Here is a 17,888-nt window from a genome sequence, read left to right on the forward strand (position 1 = left end):
ACATTATATCATACTGTTCCCTGAAATTCTACTCTTTCTTTGCAGTTCTTTTCATCAAATCGGCAATGGCCTGCTGGACTTGCTTTCCCTGGAACAGGACCTGGTAGAGCTGTTCGATGATGGGCATCTCTACCTGATGGCAGGCTGCCAGCTCCCGGACCACCGGGGCAGCGTTGATCCCTTCGATGACCATCCGAGTCCCCCCGGTAATTTCTTCCAGTGTCTTTCCCTGAGCCAGGGCATAGCCGGCTGAGCGGTTGCGGCTAAGGGGACTGGTGCAGGTCGCGATCAGGTCCCCAACCCCAGCCAGGCCGAAAAAGGTGGCCCGCCGAGCTCCCATCTTCACTCCCAGCCGGGTGATTTCCGCCAGGCCTCTGGTGATGAGGCCGGCCTGGGCGTTTTCCCCATACCCCAGACCGGAGAGCATCCCTCCCACCAGGGCGATGCAGTTCTTCACACAGCCGCACAGTTCGACTCCGATGAGATCCGTAGAGGTGTAAGGACGGAAATATCCATTCAGGAAACATTGTTGGAGGAATCGGGCCTCTTTCATCTCCCGGCAGGCGATCACCGTAGCCGCCGGCTGTTTCTGAGCGATTTCCCGAGCCAGATTGGGACCGCTAAGAGCAGCGATAGCCCTGGCCCGGGGGAAGGTCTCCTCCAGGATATCCGTCATCAGCTTATGGCTGGCAAGATCAAACCCTTTGGTACAAGTCAGGACCACCTGATCCTGACAGTCTGTGAATCTGGCTGCCTGCTGGGCAATAGCCCCCATCCCTTTGGAAGGGACTACAAAGACCAGGACTTCCGCCTCTGCCACAGCTTCCTGGAGGTCGGAGGTAATGGCAAGGGCCGGAGACAGCCGGAGATCCGGCAGATAGTCCTCGTTGCACCGTGTCTCTTGGATCTTTTTTGCCTTTTCCGGATTCCGGGCCCAGAGGACCGTCTCATGCCCGTTCTCCGCCAGGATCTGGGCCAGGACGGTCCCCCAGCTCCCGGCTCCTATGACTGCAGCTTTCATGGTTTCAACTCCTTTGCATTAAAAAAAGGACTGTTGCTTGGGCAACAGCCCCTTTGGCCGCGGGTCGCGAGTCGCGACCGGGGTGTGAATCCTTTCACACCCCTATCATTTCTTCCAATGCCCCTGACGGATCTTGCTTTCTGTGCCGTTCTTCAGGCGGATCAGGTTCTGATAGTGCCGAGCCACTACCACCACCGCGCAAAGAGCCACAAAGGCTACCAGACGCCAGTCATAGCCCAGATACCAAGCGGTGAAGGGAGCCGAGACCGCAGCCACGATGGATCCTAGGGACACATACCGGGTAACGAACACAGTCGCCAGCCAAATGGTCAGAGCGAATACGGCCACTTCCGGCATGAAATACAACAAAATGCCCAGCCCGGTGGCTACTCCTTTGCCTCCTTTGAATCCGCACATCCAGGAAAAGCTGTGTCCCAGGATGGCGCAGGCGGCACAGACTAGGAGCACGGACAGATCCGGGGAAACGAAACGATCGACCAGGCAGAGTGCCAGTACCCCCTTCAGCAGATCTCCCAAAAGGACGAAAGAGGCCATCCGCGCGCCCACAGTCCGGAACACATTGGTGGCTCCGATATTGTGGCTCCCATAATCCCGGATATCGATCCCGCAGACCAGCTTCACCAGCAGCAGCCCGCAAGAGATGGAACCTAGGAGATATCCGATCACTGCACTCAACACATAGTCCATAGTCTGTTTCCGTCCTTATGCCTCGTCCTCGTTCTTGCCCCGGACGATGATGTTGATGGGGGTTCCCTTGAACCCGAAAGCTTCCCGCAGCTGGTTTTCCAGGTACCGCTGATAGGAGAAATGCATGATTTCCGGTTCGTTGCAGAAAATCACGAAGGTAGGCGGTTTCACTTTCACCTGGGTGGTATAGAGGATCTTCAGCCGTTTGCCCTTTTCCATAGGGGGCTGGTTCATGGCTACAGCGTCAGTCACGACCTGGTTCAGGACACTGGTAGAGATCCGCATGGCGTTGGCTTCTGCCGCATCTTTGATCATTTCCGGCAGTCGGCTGATCCGCTGCTGGGTCAGGGCCGACACGTACACCACATTGGCATAGGGCATGAAGATCAGTTCATGGCGGATCTGTTTGGTGAATTCTTCCGTGGACATGACGGTCTTGTTGGGATACAGATCCCACTTGTTCACCACGATGACGATTCCTTTGCCCGCTTCGTGTGCATAGCCAGCGATCTTCTTATCCTGTTCCGTGATCCCTTCCACAGCATTGAGTACCAAGAGCACTACATCACTGCGGTCCACAGCCCGGAGGGTCCGGATGATGCTGTATTTTTCGATGGGTTCATCGATCTTTCCCTTCCGGCGCATGCCGGCTGTATCGATGAACAGATAGGTCTGGCCGTCTTTTTCTACCGGGACATCGATGGCATCCCGGGTCGTCCCGGCCACATCACTGACGATGGAACGGGTCTGCCCGATAATGTCATTGAAGATGGAGGATTTGCCTACATTGGGACGGCCGATGATGGCCACCTTGATCACGTCTTCGCTGTCCTCTTCGTCATCGTCTTCCGGCGGGAATTTTTCTACCACTGCGTCCAGCAGATCCCCCAGATTCAGCCTGTTGGATGCAGAGATCAGGAAGGGCTCCCCGATCCCCAGATTATAGAATTCATAGGCTTCCGCCTCCTGTTTGGGGGTGTCCGCCTTGTTAACTGCCAGGACCACCGGTTTCCGGGACTGCCGGAGCATCTTAGCCACTTCCAGGTCATCTGTGGTGATCCCCGTCCGGGCATCGCACACGAATAAGATCACATCCGCTTCCCGGACAGCTATTTCTGCCTGCTGCCGGATGGAAACAGCAATGGAATCCGTGTTCTGCATTTCGATGCCGCCCGTATCCACCATGGTGAACTTCCGGTCCAGCCATTCTGCATCAGCATAGAGACGGTCCCGAGTTACGCCTGGAGTATCCTCCACGATGGAAATCCGGCTGTCAGCAAATATATTAAATAGTGTTGATTTGCCGACGTTAGGTCTGCCGACAATGGCAACTATGGGTTTGCTCATGGAAATGAACCTCTTTCAATTGTATTTATGATCCCCGTAGGGAAAGGAGCGGACTGCTGCAGCCAGGTCCCCGGTAAAATAATACCGTACCTGCCGCAGCTCATCCTCTCTGGAACACCCGGTCAGGGTGTAGAAATCTTTCACTGCTTCCAGCAAGTTGTGGATCCAGTCGATGGCACTCTGGGTCCCGCCGGCCTGGATCAGCCGCAGGATATTGCCAGCCATCCCCACTGCATTGGCTCCCAGCATCCGGGCCTTGAATACGTCCAAAGCCGAACGGATCCCGCCGGAAGCGATGATACCTTTCTGCCAGCCTTTTGCTTCTACCACTTCCAAAAGGGAAAGGGCCGAAGGAATCCCCCATTGAGCGAGTTCCCGGTTCCCTTCCGGATAGCGGCAGCCTTCGATGGCTGGGAAATTGGTCCCGCCGGCACCGCCGGTATCCAGGATGGACACTCCGCAGTCCAGCAGGCGTCTGGCATCTTCCCGGGCCATGCCGCAGCCTGTTTCTTTGACGATCACAGGGACTTCTGACACGGCACAGATAGCTGCAATCTGTTCCAGCCAATGGGAAAAATCCCGGTCCCCTTCTTCCATGGCCAGTTCCTGGGCACTGTTCAGATGGATCTGGAGTGCCTGGGCCTGGATCATGTCCACCGCCCGCCTTGCTTCGTCAGGAGTCGCCAGGGCACTGACATTGGCAAAGAGCAGCCCCTGGGGATTCACCTGCCGGGCAATAGCAAAAGTGTCTTCATACAGCCCCTTCCGCACAGCCCCGTACTGGGACCCTACCGCCATGGCACAGCCCGTTTCTCGAGCTGCCACGGCCAGTTCTCCATTGATGGCTTTCACCGCTTCTGCACCGCCAGTGATGGCATTGATCACCAAAGGCTGGGGCAGACGGCCGATCCCAGGCAGGGTGGTAGAAAGGTCAATGGCCTTCCGGTCTGTCTGAGGCAGGCACCGGTGGAATACCCGTATATCAGAAAAGCCGGTGGCGCAAGGACCATCCTCAAGGTGCAGGGCATACTTGATATGATCGATTTTACGGCTCTCCCGGCTTTTCATCTATGACAAACCTCTCTTACTTATTTATGGGCTTCTGCTTCAGCTTCAGCCAGTTTTTCGCCCAGGCCTTGGGACAGGGTGCTCTTCTTGCCCAGATACTGACGCATTTCAGCTTTTTCCGCATCTTCCTTGGCTTTGGTGATGCTCAGGGCGATCTTCTTGTGTTCGGTATCCACACGCAGGACTTTGACTTTCACTTCTTGACCGATTTCCAGGACATCTTCCGGTTTTTCGATCCGCTGTTCAGCGATTTCGGAAATATGGATCATGCCTTCATTCTTGTCATTCAGTTTCACAATGGCGCCGAAAGGCAGGAACCGTACAACGGTACCGGTCACCACATCACCTACGCGGAATTCCTTGGCGGCAGCCACCCAGGGATCTTCCTGGAGAGCCTTGACGGACAGGCTGATACGGCCTTTTTCTTCGTCCAGGCCTTTGATGTAGACGTTGATCTTTTCGCCCACTTTGTACAGGTCAGCCGGTTTCACGCTGCGATCCCAGGACACTTCGGAAATGTGTACCAGGCCCTGGACCATGGGAGCGATTTCCACGAACATACCGAAATCCACGATGCTCTTGATGGTTCCTTCCACGGTTTCGCCTTCATGGAAGGTCTGGAAAGCCTTTTCCAGGGCTTCTTTCCGTTCTTCTTCCCGTTTGGCTCTTTCTTCTTTATAGGCAGCGTTCTTGGCAGCCCGTTCTTCCCGCAGGACATTTCTCCGGGAGAATACCAGGCGTTTCTTTTCCGGATTGATTTCCAGGAGAGAAACTTCCAGGTCTTTGCCTTCATATTCTTTCACATCATCCACATGCTTCAGATCCAGATGAGAAGCAGGGATGAAGCCAGTCAGTCCTTCGTAGGAAACCGTCAGGCCGCCTTTGACAGCCCGCAGGCCCTTGACCTGTACGGTCTTTTTGTCAGCCAGTTCTTCCGGCAGTTTCAGCCAAGCCTGATCAGCTTCTGCTTTGGTCCGGCTCAGGACCACCAGGCCATCCTGGTTTTCGCTAGCAATGACCTTCAGGGTCACTTTGTCGCCCGGTTTCACAGTGGGGGCTACGGTGTCCTTGGTCCCACCCAAAGTCCATTGGTCGAAGGCCACAGAACCTTCACTCTGATACCCGAAGTCTACCACGACCTCATCATCGGTCACTTCTACCACGGTAGCCTCCACAATCATGCCAATGTGCAATTTCATGCATTCCTGTTCGCCCAACAAACTTTCCATCGTTTCCATAGTTCCAATAGCCTCCTCAATAATTTCCTGCGGCGTCGATGCGCCAGCAGTGATGCCAATTTTTTGTGCTCCGGCCAGCATCGGTCCAGTGATCTCGCTGGCGTCCTGCAAAAGATAGGAACGGGGATTGATTTCCCTGGCCAGTTCCCACAGATGTCTCGTGTTCGCGCTGTTCTTGCCGCCAAATACGAAGAAAGCATCTGTTTTCCCTGCCAGCTGCCGTGCGGCAGCCTGTCGTTCTGCGGTGGCAGTGCAAATGGTTCGCACGACTTTATAGTCGCCCGGACGTTTCTCCTGAGCCATACGAAGCAGAAGGTTAAACTTCTCAGCTTCAAAAGTCGTCTGACTGACTACCCCAAACTTATCTTTTTCAGGAAGAGATCCAAGGTCATCAGATGTTTCGATGACCACAGAATCGCTGCCTGCCCAAGCCTTGATACTTTGCACCTCAGGATGACGCTTCTCCCCAATAATGATGACGAAACGGCCTTCTTCTGCCAGTTCAGCAGCCGTTTTCTGTGCCTTTCGCACATGAGGACAAGTGGCATCGATGACTTCCAATCCTCGCTGCCGGGCCTCTTCATACAAAGCGGGCCCCACGCCGTGGGAACGGAATATGACTATATCACCAGCCGCGAAATCAGCCAGCTTCTCCTTGCATTCTACACCTTGCTGTTTCAGTTTTCCTACAACACGGGGATTATGAACCAATTCACCCAGAGTGGCAATACTATCATTATACCCTTTTGCTTGCAGTTCTGCAACGTGTATTGCTCTTTTTACACCATAACAAAAACCGCACGGGTCTGCAACATAGATTTTCATCCGCTGTCTTTACTTGTGAGCGTCCATGAGAGCCTGTATTTCTTGCATCAGCTCTTCGCTCAACTCCTCCACTTTCAGTTTATTTCCCTCTTCGTTCTCCAGCTTCATCGGCTTCCCGAACACCACAGTGATTTTGGGCCAGAAGCTGGTCCGGTGCTTCAGATCGCTGCCCAGGATACAGGCAGGCACCACTTCTGCTTTACCCTTCAGGGCGATGGCCAGGGCACCCGGCTGAGCCTTGCCCAGTTTCCCGTCTTTGCTCCGGTGCCCTTCCGGGAAGATCCCCAGCACTTCCTGGTGTTTCAGGATGGTGAGGGCCGTCCGGATGGCATGGGCATCCCCCGCTCCCCGATGGACGGGGAAAGCTCCCAGGCTTTTATACAGGGTCCCCAGGACGGGAACGAAAAGTTCACTTTTGGCCATGAAATGGACAGGCCGGGAAGAGGCCGTCCCCACCATAGGGGGATCCAAGAGGCTCACATGGTTGCAAGCGATCACCACAGGCCCCGTCTTAGGGATATTCTCCCGGCCGATGACCGTGAGCCGGTAGATGATCCGGAACAGGATGGAAAACAGCAGCTGGACAAAACGGTACCACATCTTACAGTACCTCTTTCGCCATGGCAGCGATCTTTTCCGTCACCTGGTCGATGGTCAGGCTGGTAGAATCCAGATACCGGGCATCTTCCGCACAGCGCAGGGGAGAGATTTCCCGGTTCTCATCCAGGGCATCCCTCTGGGCGATCCGTTCTTCCAGTTCTTCCAGGGACACCTCCGTCCCCTTTTCTTTCAGTTCCAGGTGCCGTCTCCGGGCCCGTTCTTCCACAGAAGCTGTCAGGAAGACCTTCAATTCTGCCTGAGGGAACACCACCGTCCCGATATCCCGGCCGTCCATGACCACACCGCCCTGGGCGCCGATCTTCCGCTGGGCTGTCACCATGGCTGTCCGCACGCCGCCTACGGCCGACACCTGGGAAACATTCTGGGAGACTTCCAGGCTGCGGATGGCTTCGGTGACTTCTTCCCCATCTGCGAACACCCGGTTGGTCCCTTCCCGATACTGGAAGGTGATCTGGATCCGGTTAGCGATAGCTGTCACGAGGCTCTCACTGAAAGGTTCCCCGCTTTCCAAGAAGCGCAGGGTCACCGTCCGATACATAGCTCCCGTATCGATGTAGGCATAGCCCAAAAGAGCTGCCACTTTCTTGGCGATGGTGCTTTTTCCGGCTCCAGCCGGTCCATCGATGGCAATGATGATCTTTTTCACACAGATTCCTCTTTTCCGTCCAAAGCGGCATGGGTCCCAGCCACGTAGCCCGATGAAAAGGCTGCCTGGAGGTTGTAGCCGCCGGTATATCCATCCACATCCATCACTTCTCCCGCAAAGTACAGGTTGGGCACTTTTTTGGAAGCAAAGGTGGAAGGGTTGATTTCTTTGGTACTGACGCCCCCGGCTGTCACAATGGCTTCAGACAAGGGACGAGTCCCAGTAAGGGGGACCATGAAGGCTTTCAGGGTCCGGACCAGGCGCTGCCGTTCTTTCCGGGTGATCTGGTTCACTTCCTGCTCCGGCTTCAGGCAGGCTGCGTCAATGAGCACCGGTATCAGGCTCTGGGGCAGCAGGTCGTGGAGACCGCTTTTCAGCTGCTTCCGGCTGTACTTGGCGAAATCCCGCCGGACCCGGGCATCCAGCTGTTCCTCCGTAAGGGCCGGTTTCAGATCGATGGACAGATCCAGCACCGCCTGGGGGTCGTTCTGCCAGGCGGCCGAAGCCACCCGGGAAAGGGTCAGGATGATGGGACCGCTGACTCCGAAATGGGTAAAGAGCATTTCCCCGAATTCCTGTCCCAGGACCCGGTCTCCCTGGAGCAGGGTCCCCCGTACATTCCGCAAGCTCAGGCCCTGGAGGGACTGGATGGCTTCATCATCACTTTCCAGGGGCACCAGAGCCGGCTTGGGAGGGACGATGGTATGACCGGCTTCCCGGGCCAGGGCATAACCGTCCCCCGTAGAACCAGTGCGGGGATAGGAAGCCCCTCCGGTGGTGATGATCACCGCATCGGCCGGAAACTTCCGTCCGTCTCCCGTCACCACCCCGATGACTTTCCCCTGGGCCATTTCCAGACGCTGCACCCGTTTTTCCAGAAGGAGCCGGACGCCCAATTCCCGGAGGATCTTTTCCAGGGTCTCCACTACGTCCAGAGCCCGGTCGCTCTGGGGGAACACCCGGCCTCCCCGTTCGACTTTCACCGGGAGCCCGTGCCGTTCCAACAGTTCCATTATATCCCGATTGGTGAAGGAATGGAAAGCCCCAAATAAAAATTTTCCATTGCCCGGCAGCATGGGGATCATGGCCTCCATCTCGCAGGCGTTGGTGATATTGCAGCGTCCTTTGCCCGTGATCATCAGCTTTCGGCCGGGCATGGCCATCTTCTCCAATAGGGTCACCCGAGCCCCGTTCCCAGCAGCTCCGATCGCTGCCAAGAAACCGGCCGCTCCAGCCCCTACGATCACCACATTTTTCATCTCATTCCCCCTGCCCGTCCAGGGAGGCGATCTCTTCCGGCGTCAATTCCCGGAATTCCCCCTTTTTCAAGCCTTCCAGGGTCAAGGTACCTACCTGGATCCGTTTCAGGGATTTTACCGGGAAGCCGATGAAATCACACATCCGCCGGACCTGCCGGTTCCGTCCTTCATGGATGGTCACGGTGAACCGGGTCAGATTCTTTTCCGGATCCCACTGCTTCACATAGACCACTGCCGGTGAAGTGAGTCCGTCTTCTAAGGGCACGCCCAGCCGCAGCACATCCAATTTTTCTTCCGGTACCCGGCCATGGACTTCCACCTCATAGGTCTTGTCCACGTGATGGCTGGGATGGGTAAGATGCTGGGCCAGCTCCCCGTCATTGGTCATGAGCAGCAGTCCTTCCGTTTGGTAATCCAGCCGTCCCACCGGATACAGCCGCTGATGGAGACCCGCCATGAGATCCGCTACCGTCCGCCGCCCTTGGGGATCTTTCATAGTGGTCACAACGCCCCGAGGCTTATACAGCAGATAGGTATGCCGGACGCTTTTCCGATGGAGGGCTTTGCCGTCCACCATGATCCGGTCTGCCTTCCCCACCCGGGTGCCCAGTTCCGTCACCGTTTTCCCATTCACCTGGACCCGGCCGGCCAGGATGATCTTTTCACATTCCCGGCGTGAAGCTACGCCGGCCGCTGCCATGACTTTCTGCAGCCGTTCCTTGATCTGTTCCATACTCTTCCCTTTCTATCAATCAAACAAAGGCTCTGGTCCTTCCCCTCTGCCCTCCAGGATCTCCTCCGGGAGCTGGGGCAGATCTTCCAGGGAATCCAGTCCGAAGGTCTGGAGGAATCTATCCGTGGTCCCATAGAGGATGGGGCGTCCCAAGGCTTCCTTCCGTCCGACTTCTGCAATCAGCCCCAGTTCCACCAGGTTCCCCAGGACGCCATCTACTTTCACGCCCCGGATAGCTTCCATTTCGCTTTTGGTCACAGGCTGCCGGAAGGCCACGATAGCCAAGGTTTCCATCGCTGCATTGGACAGCTTCACTTCCTGTTTTTCCTGGAGCCGGCGGATCAGCCCTGCCGTCTCTTTCTTGGTCACCAGCTGCCAGCCCCCGGCTGCCTTCCGCAGTTCGATGCCCCGTTCTGCCGTCCGGTACTGCTGCTGGAGTTCTTCCAACAGATCGGCTACCTCACCCGTGGAACAGTACAAGGCCCCTGCCGCCCGTTCCAGGGTCAGCGGGTCTCCACTGGCAAAGAGCAGCGCCTCCAATTCAGCGGTCTTCTTCAGTTCCATGTCCGTCCTCCTTCCGGCTCTCCAGGGTAATGGGCCCGAAGGGAACCGTCTGTCTAATGGTGATTTCTTTCAGCCGCAGCAATTCCAATACTGCCAGGAAGGTGGAGATGATTTCGCTGTGGTTCTTCCTGTCCTGGAGCAGCCGTCGGAAATCCAGTTTCTTTCTTTTTCCTCCCAAAGCCGAACGGATGGCATCCATCCGTTCCTGGACAGGGAATTCCTGCCGAGGGATCACTGTATCTTCCTCTTCCGGTTTGGGCAGCAGGGCCGCCAAAGCCCGGAGCAGATCTCCCAGCCCGTACCGCTTCACCTGCTGGAGGATTTTCCCTAAAGGAAGAGGGGGCCGCGCTGTCTGGAGGCTGGCCCGCTGGAGACATTCCCGCAGCGCCTGGGCCTGTTTCTTCGTTTTCCGATATTCTACCAGCATGGAGACCAGCATCTGCCGGGGATCCGCTTCTTCCTCCCCCTCTTCTTCCGGTTCCCGGGGCAGCAGCATCCGGGATTTGATCTGGAGCAGCATGGCCGCCATGAGGAGGAATTCACTGGCCACATCCAGACTGTATTCCTGCATGGTGTCCAGGTAGGCGATGTACTGCTCTGTCACAGATACGATGGGAATATCATAGATATCGATTTTGTCTTTTTCGATAAGATGGATCAAAAGGTCCAAGGGGCCTTCGAAATCCGCCAATTTCACTGGGTACACGCTTCGGCCTTCTTCCCTCTCAGAACAGCACCAGAGACAGGACCGCCCGGCACAGACGGAGGTACAGCGTGGAAAGGGGCGAGATCACAACGCCTACGATGCCGGTGAAGCACAGGACGATGAGGATCAGATTGGAGTAAGGCCCCACCAGCCGTTCATAGGCCAAGCTCTTTTCCAAAGGCAGCGCCATCCGCAGCACATTGTATCCGTCCATGGGCGGGATGGGAAGCAGGTTGAAAAAGGCGAACCAAACATTATAGAGCATGAGCCAGTTCAAGAACAGCAGTACTCCTCTCCCTGCATTGAAATACCGGGCCAGTACCAGCTGGAGCAGCATTGCCAGGAAAGTCACGAACAGATTGCTGCCCGGTCCAGCCAACGCCACCTCCAGCATCCCTTTCCGGAGATCTGGATAGTACCGAGGGTCCACCCGGACCGGTTTGGCCCAGCCGAACCCTACTAAAAGCAGCATCAAGGACCCGATCAGGTCCAAATGGGCCAGAGGGTTCATGGTCAGACGCCCATCTGCTTCCGGAGTCGGGTCTCCCAGACTGGAAGACATGGCTCCGTGAGCATATTCATGGACGGTGATGGTAAACAGCAGCGCCGGGATCCGATAGATCAGGGACGCATCCAGATTGAGCATAGGGAAAATTTCCTTTCCATAGGTTTTCTTCTATCAAAGCCGGCAGCGCCGGCCTCTTTCGGCCGCTGACCGCTGACGGGGCCGCTGCCAGAGCAGCAGCCCCATATCCCTATCATACTACCATAAAGCAGAAAAAGGGTCAAACTGCACCTGGCAGTCCGACCCTTTCCTGAGAAGTCCTTTATTATTTCTTATGTTCTTTCAGCCCATCCCGCAGGTATTCGTTGAGGATCCGGACATAGGTCCCTTTCATCCCCAAGGATTCAGTCTCCAGTACCCCGGCACTTTCGAATTTCCGCAGGGCGTTGACGATCACGCTCCGGGTGATGCCGGCCTGGTCAGCGATCTTGCTGGCCACCAGCAGCCCTTCGTCTCCTGGCAGCGCCTTAAGGATTTCAGAGATGGCTTCCAGTTCACTGTAGCTCAGGTTAGAGAAAGCGATTTGGACCATAGCCTTCTTCCGGCTGGCTTCTTCGATGTGCATGGCCTTATCGTGGAGCAGCTGCATCCCGATGACCGTAGCAGCATATTCCGACAGCAGCAGATCAGAATCCACGAACTCTTTCTTGAATTTGCCCAGGATCAAGGTCCCCAGACGGACACCGTTCCCGAAGATAGGCACAACGGTAGTATATTTGCTTTCAAACAAGCATTTGGTGCCTTCGCTGAAAGCGCACATGTTCTTCACCAGGCGGTAGTTGGAAGAAGTCTCCCGGATCCCTTCCAGCCATTTGACATATTCGGCAGGGAAATGACCCACATCCAGTACTTTCTTGATCATCAGCTCACATTCGAATCCGTCCAGGATGGAATATCCCAGCAGATCCCCATCGCAGGCTACGATGTAGATGTTGGCTTTGATCACATCTTTCAGCACTTCTGCCATTTTCTTGTAGCTGACCGTTTCCGTGTTCTGCAGCAGTTTGTTGATCATTCTCGTTTTTTCCAGTAATGGTAACATAATAGTCCCTCCTAGGCCCTTGGATGATGTTTCTCATAGACAGCAGTGAGACGTTCTGCCGTCACATGAGTATAAATCTGTGTCGTCGATAAACTCACATGTCCCAGTAATTCCTGTACAGCCCGCAGATCCGCCCCGTGGTCCAGCAGATGGGTAGCAAAAGTATGCCGGATCGTATGGGGACTCACATGTTTCTGCATCGCTGTCATTTCTACATATTTGTCCAGGATCCTCCGTACGCTCCGTGCACTCAGTGGAGTCCCCCGGCTGTTCACAAAGACAAAGGTGTGTGGCGGCACATGATACTTCCGCATCAAGACGCCCCGGCTCCCGGCGAGATAGGCCTCCAAAGCCTCAACGCAGGGATGGCCCAGCGGGACCAGCCGTTCTTTATGGCCCTTCCCCATGAGCACAGCATACCGGTTGCCCAGATCCACGTGGGTCATGGTAAGTCCCACCAGTTCCGAAACCCGGCAGCCTGTAGAATAGAGGAACTCCAGGATCGCCCTGTCTCGCCGTCCCAGGATGGCAGTGACATCCGGCATCCGGAGGAGCAGGTTGATTTCGAACTCTTCTAAAAACACAGGCAGTTTCTTTTCCAGTTTCGGGGTCCTCACTTTGGTGAACGGATTGGTCCGGACGATTCCCTCCCGGCGCAGATACCGATAGAACGAGCGGAGCGAGGATATCCTCCGGGCAATGGTCCGCCGCGAAAGTTTTTTGTCATGCATCAGTGCCAGGTAGGAACGGATATCCAGGACCGTAATCGAAGGCCAGGCGGCATCATCTGAACGGGTTTCCATGAAATCCGCGAAATGACGGATGTCCGCCTGATAATTGGCAATCGTCAAGGGAGAATCGTCTTTTTCCACCTCCAGATAGGTGGCGAACCCTTCTACCAGCTGCCTATTCTTCAACTTCGGTTCCATGTTTTTCGTCCGTTCCATGGCACACCTCAAATTGTATGAATTGTATTGAATTCCCGACAATTCATACTACCATATTCAGACTAATCATGCAAGTCATTTTTTATACTTTCAAGAAAGTTTAGACTTCTATCCGCTATGGCTGCATTTTTTTCCTTTTTGCCCCGGATCCTGGGTCCATCCCAGGGGGCAATCAGCCCAAAATTGATATTCATGGGCTGGAAATGCTTCACTTCTGGATTGCTGATGTAATGGCTGAGGGCACCGATGGCGGTTTCCCGTGGGAACAGCAGCCGAGGCTTCCCTGCCATGGCCCGGGCCGCATAGATGCCGGCAGCCAGTCCGGAGGCAGCGCTTTCTACATACCCTTCCACCCCGGTCATCTGGCCGGCGAAATAGAAATGGGGCCGCTCCCGCAGGGAGTAATCTGCCTCCAGCAGCAGTGGGCTGTTCAGATACGAATTTTTATGCATCACTCCATACCGGACGAATTCCGCCTGTTCCAAACCAGGGATCAGTCGGAACACCCGTTTCTGTTCCGGCCATTTCAGATGGGTCTGGAAGCCAACGATATTGTACAGGGTCCCGGCTCCATTATCCTGGCGCAGCTGGACCACCGCATAGGGGTCTTCCCCTGTCCGAGGGTCGGGCAGCCCCACCGGTTTCAGAGGCCCAAAGCGCATGGTATCTTCTCCCCGCAGGGCCATTTCCTCGATGGGCATGCAGGCTTCGAACACATTATGTTCAAAATCTTTCACTGGGGCCGTTTCTGCCTGGCACAGTTCCTGCCAGAACCGGAGGTATTCTTCTTTATTGAAAGGACAGTTGTAATAGGCGGCTTCCCCCTTATCATACCGGGAAGCTTTGTACACCTTGTCCTGATCCAGGGAATCCACCGTCACGATGGGCGCCGCCGCATCGAAGAAATGGAAATAATCCTTATGGACCAGCTGCTGGATAGCTTCTGAAAGAGCACCGCTGGTAAGGGGGCCGGAAGCCGTGATCACGTAATCTTCCGGGGTGAAGCGGCTGTAATCTGTGACTTCTTCTTCCACTATCGTGATCAAGTGATTTTCCCGGATAGCTTGGGTCACAGCCTGGGCGAATCCTTCCCGATCCACGGCCAGGGCACCTCCAGCCGGCACCTGATGGGCATCGGCGGCAGCGATGATGAGGGAATCCAACCGCCTCATCTCTTCTTTCAGGAGGCCTACTGCATTCTCGATGTTGTTGGCCCGCAGGGAATTGCTGCAGACCAGTTCACTGTAATAGGGGGTGTGATGGGCTGGGTCGCTTTTGCCCGGACGCATTTCATGGAGGATCACCGGGATCCCCCGCCGAGTCAGCTGCCAGGCTGCCTCACAGCCGGCCAGTCCAGCCCCGATGATATGGAGAGCCATATGAGTTTCCTTTCTCTTCTATTTCTTTTTCAGGGAGGCGTTGGGACATTTCTCGTTGCTGCAGTGCAGCACAGTCTTCCCGTTGCGTTCCTTGTGTTCCACCATCATGCTGCCGCATTCTGGACACTTTTCATGGGTGGGTTTGTCCCAGGAAGTGAAGCGGCAAGTGGGATAATTGGAGCAGCCATAGAACAGCCGTCCCGTCTTGCTGTGCCGTTCGATCAGATCCCCGCCGCACTGGGGGCATTGTACCCCTACCTTTACTAGAATGGGTTTCGTATTCCGGCATTCCGGGAATCCAGGGCAGGCCAGGAACTTTCCGTGGCGGCCCTCTTTCACCACCATGAAACGGCCGCATTTCTCACACTTCACATCGCTGACGATCACCGGCTGTTCCACCACCGGGATCTTCTCATCCGCTACTTTCAGAGCTTTTTCAAAAGGACCGTAGAATTCACGCAGTACGGTCTCCTTATCGGTCTTATGTTCACTGATAGCATCCAGCTCGCTTTCCATATGGGCACTGAAAGGCACATCGATGAAAGGAGAGAAATATTGGGTCAGCATGTCGATGGTGAGTTTCCCCAGCTCGGTAGGCAGGAGTTTCTTCCCTTCCTTGGCCACATATCCTCTGGCCAGGATGGTCTGGATGATGGGAGAGTAGGTGCTGGGCCGGCCGATACCTTTTTCTTCCAGCTCTTTGACCAAGGTGGCTTCGGTGAAATTGGCTGGCGGCTCTGTAAAATGCTGCACTGCATCATTGAGTCGGATCAGGTCCAGCGCCGTCCCTTTTTCCAGAGCAGGCACCTTCTTATCTTTTTCTTCATCCTTCCGGTCCGCCAGTTTCAGGAATCCGTCGAACTTCACCACGGAGCCGGTGGCTTTCAGTTCGTACTGATCTCCGCTGATGGTCAAGGTGGTCAGGGTGCTGACGCTGCTGGCCATCTGGCTGGCTACAGTCCGCTTCCAGATCAAGGTATAGAGCCGCAGCTGATCCCGGTCCAGATAGGGTGCCACCGCTTCCGGAGTCCGCTCCACACTGGTGGGGCGGATGGCTTCATGGGCTTCCTGGGCATTTTTACGGCTGCTGTATACATTGGGTTTCTTGGGCAGGTAGTCCTCGCCGTAATTCTCTCCCACATACCCCCTGATCGCGGCTACTGCCGCATCGGCTAGATGCACCGAGTCGGTACGCATGTACGTGATCAGGCCGATGGAACCTTTCCGGCCCAGGGTGACCCCTTCATAGAGCTGCTGAGCCAGCATCATGACTTTCTTGGTGGAGAAATTCAGCCGCTTGTTGGCTTCCTGCTGGAGGCTGCTGGTGGTAAAGGGAGGAGCCGGCTTCCGCAGCCGGTCCCGTACGGAACAATCCGTGACCTGATACTGGGCTTTTTTCAAATCTTCCCTCACCTGCTGGGCTTCAGCCTGGTTGTGGATCTCCAGTTTCTTCCCAGCTTTCTTGGTCACGTCCGCCGTGATCTTAGGCGTCTTCCCGGGAGCCAGGACTACAGAGACCGTCCAGTATTCCTCTGGTTCGAAGTCGTCGATGAGCTTTTGCCGGTCGCAAATGATCTTCACCGCCACGCTCTGGACACGGCCGGCGCTGAGGCCCTTCCGAACCTTCCGCCAGAGCAGGGGGCTCAGCTGGTACCCTACGATCCGGTCCAGGATGCGCCGGGTCTGCTGAGCATCCACTTTATCCATATCGATGGAATGAGGTTCTTTCAGCGCCCCTTTGATGGCCGTCTGGGTGATTTCATGGAACGAGATCCGACAGGGATCTGCTGGGTCCACCCCCAGGATATAGCTTAGGTGCCAGGCAATGGCCTCCCCTTCCCGGTCCGGGTCCGTTGCCAGATAGATCTTATCCGCCTTTTTGGCTAGGGTCTTCAGTTCTTTGATCAAAGGCCCCTTGCCCCGGATATTGATATATTTGGGAGTGAAATCATGCTCTACGTCGACCCCGAACTGGCTCTTGGGCAGGTCCCGCAGATGCCCCATGGAGGCGCGGACTGTAAAGGTTTTACCCAGGAACTTTTCAATGGTCTTGGCTTTCGTAGGGGATTCCACAATGACCAGTTTATTTGTCATGATTTTCTCCTCCTATACTGCATTATAGCGATTCCGGCTGGTGCGCCGTACCTGACCCAACAGCTCCAGCTCCAAGAGGAGGGTACTGAGGACGGCCAGCGGCCAGGGAAAATGGTCAGCGATTTCTTCCAGGTTACAGCCCTGGTGTTTCTGGAGCCAGCTCCAGAGAGCTCTGGCTTTTTCCTGCTCAGCAGGGGACAGCTCCCGGAATAGATCAGTTTCTTCTGCCCAGGGAGAAGTCTTTTGCCGCCAGTTCCCCAGCAGGAAGGACAGGATTTCTTCCGGATCATCGGCCAGACGAGCACCCTGTTTCAGCAAGCGGTGTGTCCCCTGGCTGGTCTCAGAAAAGATAGGACCCGGTACGGCAAAGAGTTCCCGGTTCTCATCAGCTGCTGCGTGAGCCGTGCTCATGGCTCCGCTGCGGATACCAGCTTCCACCACCAGGACTGCTCGGGACAGCCCCACGATGATGCGGTTCCGCAGGGGAAAGTTCTGAGGCAGCGGTGGCGTCCAAGGAGCATATTCCGTCACCAGGGCTCCCTCCTGGCAGATCCGGTCGAAAAGCCGGAAGTGCCGGCGGGGATACAATTCTTCCAGCCCGCTGCCCAAGACAGCCACGGTCTTCCCGCGCCCATCCAGCGCTGCCCGATGAGCGGCCGCATCGATACCATAGGCTCCGCCGCTGATCACCGGGACACCCGCCACCACCACTGCCCGAGCAAAACGGCCGGCTGCCGCCAGCCCATAATCCGTGGCTTTCCGGGAACCCACGATAGCCAGGCCAGCGCTCAGATCCGGCAGCTGCCCTTTGCAGTAGAGCACCGGAGGAGGAGCAGAAAGCTGCGCCAGGAGAGCCGGATACTCTGGATCCCAGCGGCTCAGCAGCCGTACCTGGTGTCGGCAGCAGTAGTCATAGATCTTTTCCGGCAGAGCCTCTTTCTGAGAAGATTCCCAACAGGAAGAGAGCTCCCGGGACAGGAGCCCGGCTCCGCTCAGATCCTTCCTTCCAGCCTCCCAGGCTGCCCGGAAAGAGCCGAAGCGCTCCCGGAACCGTGGCACCCAAAGGGGAGCATCATAACTGAGGATACAGGCCAGTGCGGCACAATAGATCTGTTCCATATTTCT

General features: G+C 55.8%; 17 protein-coding genes. All 17 read right to left on the reverse strand.

The annotated features are described in order from the left end of the window. Positions 1-28 precede the first annotated feature (28 nt). Positions 29-1,021 (reverse strand): NAD(P)H-dependent glycerol-3-phosphate dehydrogenase, encoded by a 993-nt coding sequence (locus ACTUHY_RS00995; RefSeq protein ID WP_442826249.1) that lies wholly within the window; start codon positions 1,019-1,021, stop codon positions 29-31. Between the two features lie 105 nt (positions 1,022-1,126). Next, the gene (gene plsY / locus ACTUHY_RS01000) at positions 1,127-1,729 is read right to left on the reverse strand and encodes a glycerol-3-phosphate 1-O-acyltransferase PlsY (RefSeq protein WP_442826250.1); all 603 of its coding nucleotides are present in this window, start codon (positions 1,727-1,729) and stop codon (positions 1,127-1,129) included. A 15-nt stretch (positions 1,730-1,744) separates the two neighbouring features. Further along, positions 1,745-3,076, reverse strand: a complete 1,332-nt coding sequence (der, locus tag ACTUHY_RS01005) for a ribosome biogenesis GTPase Der (protein ID WP_442826251.1) — start codon at positions 3,074-3,076, stop codon at positions 1,745-1,747. A gap of 15 nt (positions 3,077-3,091) precedes the next feature. Continuing rightward, positions 3,092-4,144 (reverse strand): type 2 isopentenyl-diphosphate Delta-isomerase, encoded by a 1,053-nt coding sequence (gene fni / locus ACTUHY_RS01010; RefSeq protein ID WP_442826252.1) that lies wholly within the window; start codon positions 4,142-4,144, stop codon positions 3,092-3,094. Between the two features lie 20 nt (positions 4,145-4,164). Then, the gene (locus ACTUHY_RS01015; protein ID WP_442826253.1) at positions 4,165-6,207 is read right to left on the reverse strand and encodes a bifunctional 4-hydroxy-3-methylbut-2-enyl diphosphate reductase/30S ribosomal protein S1; all 2,043 of its coding nucleotides are present in this window, start codon (positions 6,205-6,207) and stop codon (positions 4,165-4,167) included. Positions 6,208-6,216: 9 nt separating this feature from the next. Continuing rightward, positions 6,217-6,807, reverse strand: a complete 591-nt coding sequence (locus ACTUHY_RS01020) for a lysophospholipid acyltransferase family protein (protein ID WP_442826254.1) — start codon at positions 6,805-6,807, stop codon at positions 6,217-6,219. A gap of 1 nt (position 6,808) precedes the next feature. Next, positions 6,809-7,474 carry a (d)CMP kinase gene (cmk, locus tag ACTUHY_RS01025; protein ID WP_442826255.1) on the reverse strand — a complete coding sequence of 222 codons (666 nt, stop codon included), beginning with the start codon at positions 7,472-7,474 and terminating at the stop codon, positions 6,809-6,811. Next, positions 7,471-8,733 (reverse strand): BaiN/RdsA family NAD(P)/FAD-dependent oxidoreductase, encoded by a 1,263-nt coding sequence (locus ACTUHY_RS01030; RefSeq protein WP_442826256.1) that lies wholly within the window; start codon positions 8,731-8,733, stop codon positions 7,471-7,473. Before ACTUHY_RS01030 ends, cmk begins: the two co-directional genes overlap by 4 nt. 1 nt (position 8,734) lies before the next feature. Continuing rightward, the gene (locus tag ACTUHY_RS01035; protein WP_442826257.1) at positions 8,735-9,466 is read right to left on the reverse strand and encodes a pseudouridine synthase; all 732 of its coding nucleotides are present in this window, start codon (positions 9,464-9,466) and stop codon (positions 8,735-8,737) included. A gap of 15 nt (positions 9,467-9,481) precedes the next feature. After that, positions 9,482-10,030: an SMC-Scp complex subunit ScpB gene (scpB, locus tag ACTUHY_RS01040; protein ID WP_442826258.1), complete on the reverse strand. Its 549-nt coding sequence runs from the start codon at positions 10,028-10,030 to the stop codon at positions 9,482-9,484. Beyond that, positions 10,008-10,736 (reverse strand): segregation and condensation protein A, encoded by a 729-nt coding sequence (locus ACTUHY_RS01045; protein WP_442826259.1) that lies wholly within the window; start codon positions 10,734-10,736, stop codon positions 10,008-10,010. Before ACTUHY_RS01045 ends, scpB begins: the two co-directional genes overlap by 23 nt. A 19-nt stretch (positions 10,737-10,755) precedes the next feature. Further along, complete coding sequence (locus ACTUHY_RS01050) at positions 10,756-11,382, reverse strand: site-2 protease family protein (protein ID WP_442826260.1); 627 nt, start codon at positions 11,380-11,382, stop codon at positions 10,756-10,758. Positions 11,383-11,566: 184 nt separating this feature from the next. Next, positions 11,567-12,343: a GTP-sensing pleiotropic transcriptional regulator CodY gene (gene codY, locus ACTUHY_RS01055; protein ID WP_278675872.1), complete on the reverse strand. Its 777-nt coding sequence runs from the start codon at positions 12,341-12,343 to the stop codon at positions 11,567-11,569. Between the two features lie 11 nt (positions 12,344-12,354). Next, the gene (gene xerC / locus ACTUHY_RS01060; RefSeq protein WP_442826261.1) at positions 12,355-13,290 is read right to left on the reverse strand and encodes a tyrosine recombinase XerC; all 936 of its coding nucleotides are present in this window, start codon (positions 13,288-13,290) and stop codon (positions 12,355-12,357) included. Between the two features lie 62 nt (positions 13,291-13,352). Continuing rightward, complete coding sequence (trmFO, locus tag ACTUHY_RS01065) at positions 13,353-14,669, reverse strand: methylenetetrahydrofolate--tRNA-(uracil(54)-C(5))-methyltransferase (FADH(2)-oxidizing) TrmFO (RefSeq protein WP_442826262.1); 1,317 nt, start codon at positions 14,667-14,669, stop codon at positions 13,353-13,355. Between the two features lie 18 nt (positions 14,670-14,687). After that, complete coding sequence (topA, locus tag ACTUHY_RS01070) at positions 14,688-16,763, reverse strand: type I DNA topoisomerase (protein ID WP_442826263.1); 2,076 nt, start codon at positions 16,761-16,763, stop codon at positions 14,688-14,690. A gap of 12 nt (positions 16,764-16,775) precedes the next feature. Next, positions 16,776-17,882: a DNA-processing protein DprA gene (gene dprA / locus ACTUHY_RS01075; RefSeq protein ID WP_442826264.1), complete on the reverse strand. Its 1,107-nt coding sequence runs from the start codon at positions 17,880-17,882 to the stop codon at positions 16,776-16,778. Positions 17,883-17,888 lie beyond the last annotated feature (6 nt).

Origin of the sequence: Acidaminococcus nyctereutis (assembly GCF_052216985.1) — a bacterium.
GTDB lineage: Bacteria > Bacillota > Negativicutes > Acidaminococcales > Acidaminococcaceae > Acidaminococcus > Acidaminococcus fermentans_A.